At 42.0% G+C, this 3,629-nt stretch carries 4 protein-coding genes and 1 pseudogene; all 5 read left to right on the forward strand.

Going from position 1 to position 3,629, the window contains the following annotated elements:
• The first annotated feature begins 148 nt into the window (after positions 1-148).
• Complete coding sequence (locus F6K37_RS34875; RefSeq protein WP_287255413.1) at positions 149-721, forward strand: hypothetical protein; 573 nt, start codon at positions 149-151, stop codon at positions 719-721.
• A 619-nt stretch (positions 722-1,340) separates the two neighbouring features.
• Positions 1,341-1,472, forward strand: a complete 132-nt coding sequence (locus tag F6K37_RS34880) for a hypothetical protein (protein WP_287255415.1) — start codon at positions 1,341-1,343, stop codon at positions 1,470-1,472.
• Positions 1,473-1,793: 321 nt separating this feature from the next.
• Positions 1,794-2,414 carry a DUF6088 family protein gene (locus tag F6K37_RS34885; protein WP_071102291.1) on the forward strand — a complete coding sequence of 207 codons (621 nt, stop codon included), beginning with the start codon at positions 1,794-1,796 and terminating at the stop codon, positions 2,412-2,414.
• The gene (locus tag F6K37_RS34890; protein WP_287255418.1) at positions 2,414-3,457 is read left to right on the forward strand and encodes a nucleotidyl transferase AbiEii/AbiGii toxin family protein; all 1,044 of its coding nucleotides are present in this window, start codon (positions 2,414-2,416) and stop codon (positions 3,455-3,457) included. The genes F6K37_RS34885 and F6K37_RS34890 overlap by 1 nt, the downstream gene beginning before the upstream one ends.
• 27 nt (positions 3,458-3,484) lie before the next feature.
• Positions 3,485-3,565: pseudogene (locus F6K37_RS34895) on the forward strand (arsenical resistance protein ArsH); the annotation flags it as partial.
• Between the last annotated feature and the right edge of the window lie 64 nt (positions 3,566-3,629).

Raw genomic sequence — 3,629 nt, forward strand, 5'->3', positions numbered from 1 at the left:
CAAAATTGGGGGGCTAGGGGGGCGGATTATACCCATAAATCTGCCTTGCCAGACATATTTCTGTTCCCGATTCCCGACTCCCGATTCCCGACTCCCGACTCCCTCTAAATTCTAAATTCTAAATTCTTAATTCTTAATTCTCTAATTTGTGAATACTCCCGCTCACGCCATCGTCAATCTCCTGATTTTAGGAAAAAAAAGAAAGCCCGAAAATAATTTCCCAATTGTGTTCGGTGCGATATTACCAGATTTACCAATGGTAATTTTTTACATATATGAAAAATTAATCAGAGGAATTCCTGAAAACGTAATCTGGTCTGAATCTTATTATAACCCAAGCTGGCAAGTATTTTTTGATATTTTCAATTCTTTTCCACTAATCCTATTAGGTGGCTTGTTAGCTTACTATTTTGGTCAAACGTTTCTGATTGCTATGTTTGCTAGCATGGCTCTTCATGGGTTAGGAGATTTTCCTTTCCATGCTGACGATGCCCATCGTCACTTTTTTCCATTGTCAAATTGGCGTTTTGAAAGCCCTGTGTCTTATTGGGATTCTCGTCATTATGGTCATATTTTTGCTCCTATAGAAGTGTTGGCTGTAATAGTGGGATGCTTTGTATTGTGGAGACGCCATACTTCGAGAAAGGCTCGGATTATTATTGCGATTGTACTTGGTGTTTATTTTATTTATGGAGTCTATGCTGTGTTAGTTTGGGGTTAGTATTTAAGCTATCAGCTATTTGTTATCAGCTATCAGCTAATGCGCTACGCGCACGCTACGCGAACAGCTATCAGTTATCAGCAACGCCAAGCTTAATGCTTATTACTACGAATTGAGACCATTTACTTAGCGACAGTTCAACAGGCTATCTCTTTTCAAGGTTGTCGTTATACCATCATCAAAAGCTACTTAGGCTCAGGGGGCACATAGCTGTCATATGCCTCCAAATTATGATTTCAGATGTTTAAAAGTCGCGGAAATTTAAAGTTTTGCCACAACAAATTTAGAAACGGGTTTCTGCTGGTTGGCGTAATAACAAGGAAGCTGTCATAAGTGCAAAATGACATCAACCCCTTACTGTGAATAGCTTTCATCTTCTAGATCTCCATCGGGATCCCCCAAAGTAAAAGTTCTTATTTCTAACAGTGTCAGAACTTTATTCATAAATTCGACTAGAATTTATCTCCGGGTAGCATCAAATTTAACCAAAAAATCGATAAGTTCCAGTTCCAAAAGTAAAATCAGAACTTTTTTGGGCTTGAGTTGGCACTTATGACAGCTATCTTGTCACTACGCCTGGTTGCGATGTTGCAAAACATAGTGCATAAGAAAATAACTTATGCACTATGTTTTGCATCAGCATTATAAGGTATTGATAACTATAGACTTACCAAAAATTTATCAGTCTTGTGTGATGAATGAGAAAAATCTGGCGGCTCATGGCAGCTATGTGCTCCCTGAGCCTATTTAATGAAAGTCACAAGACTTGTCTCGCTAAGCTTAAGAGATTGTGAGACTGAACTCGCGTGAACACTGTCAGAATAGGGCATACCTCAGCCTCACGTCAGATTTACCCCGAATTTGTGTCGGAATAGGGTTGGTTTTCGATTAATCTGACAGTTTTATCGAAGGGTCATAGAACCTATTCTGACAGTTCTACTCACCTTCGTTACCTCAACATCCTGACTTTGGGCAATTAATACACGGTTAGCTGCCTTGAAAAAGTCAGAAATATTGGCTATAATTCTGACAAAATATATTTCGTGAACTTTATATTCATAGCTTTCGTAAGATGCAGGGTATAGCAAAAAAAATCCTGAACAGAGTTCGTGGTCATGGTCGCGGTGGTTGGGTCTGCACACCCAAAGATTTTGTAGATCTCGGCAGTCGTGATGCTGTAGATAAAGCGCTATCTCGTCTGGTGAAACAAGGATTTTTGCGCCGCGTTGGTCGCGGTTTATATGACTATCCACGCACCAGCAATATCTTGAAGCGTCCTGCCCCACCCAACATTGATGCCGTTGTGGAAGCTCTGGCACGTCGGGATGGTATATCAATCATGCCAGATGGCATTGTTGCAGCCCACCAGCTAGGTCTGACCAATGCCGTTCCCGCCCAGAACAGCTACATAACGAATGGTTCGAGCCGAACTTTACAAGTTGGTGGGCGTACCATCAAACTACGTCATGTCTCTCAACGGTTAATGGCATGGGCTAACCGTCCTGGTGCGCCTGTGGTTAGGGCCTTATATTGGCTGGGCGAAAATATCGCTGCTGATAAAGATGTGGTTAATACCCTACACAATCGGTTGTCTTCAGACATCAAACAAGATCTCGCAGAAGGTATTAAGCTGTTACCAACGTGGATGACACCCGTTGTACGTCAAGTTAGTAAGGGTGAAGGTGTCTCCTAGTGAATCCAGCATTTGAAGAATTTCTCAATTTACCAGCACAAGACCGTAACGATGTTTTTGAGTCAACAGCGGATTCCCTCAATACCTTGTCTACCTATATAGAAAAGGATTTTTGGGTGTGCCTGGTGCTGGATATCCTTTATAATGGCTTACCCCAGGAACACCCCAGACTATTGTTTAAAGGCGGCACTTCCCTTTCCAAGGTTTATCAACTCATTAGTAGATTTTCCGAGGATGTAGATCTGGTGGTATTCAGGAGCGATCTGGGTTTTGCCGGGGATAACGATCCCTCTGCTCTTGGAATCTCTAGCAAGCGGCGAAAAAAACTAGCGTCCGAACTAAAACAAGCTGCTTCAACGTATATCTGTGGCAAGCTTAAAGATGACTTATCACAAGTTGCTGGGGTAATTTCGCCTGAGAGTCGCATTGTACTCGATGAAGACGATCCAGATAATTCAACCCTGCTGTTTCAGTATCCGAGCTTATTTCCATCCGATAGCATTGCTTACGTTCAACCCCGTGTCAAACTAGAAGCAGGCGCACGGTCAGCGCTCGATCCCCATCAAAATCATACTATTACCCCCTATCTATCCGAGATACTTGAAGAATGGAATTTTTCCGTAGCAAATGTAACGACCATCGACCCTCAAAGAACTTTTTGGGATAAAATCATGATATTACATGGTTGGTCTTGTGGTTATCGAGACGAACAACGCCTGCCCAGTGATCGCCAGAGACTGTCACGTCATTATTATGATGTAGCAATAATTTCCCGTCAGGAAGCAGGTAAGACAGCCATTGCCAATCATCAGTTAAGAGAAGATGTACGCCAGTACACCAAAAAACTGTTTAATCGAAGCTGGATGAAATTAGACGAAGCGATTCCCGGCTCTCTAAAACTCTTACCGAAAGGAGAATTACTAAAAGCTCTCATTACTGATTATCAGGCAATGCAGGGCATGATGTTAGGTACTGCTCCACCCTTTGATGAAATCATAGAAGCAATTTCAGCCTTAGAAATAGAAGTTAATCAGGTATCGTGAGAACACTTTGAACTTTTGTCTTTTATAATGACCAGTTTTGACCACCCACCAAGAATTCTATTTTTATATGGTTCTTTGCGAGAACGTTCTTACAGTCGTCTCGTATCAGTAACGGGCAAGATGCCCATTCTACAATCAGTAACGGGCAAGATGCCCATTCTACAACGGGCAA

The sequence above is a fragment of the Moorena sp. SIO4E2 genome (genome assembly GCF_010671945.1).
GTDB classification, from domain to species: domain Bacteria; phylum Cyanobacteriota; class Cyanobacteriia; order Cyanobacteriales; family Coleofasciculaceae; genus Moorena; species Moorena producens.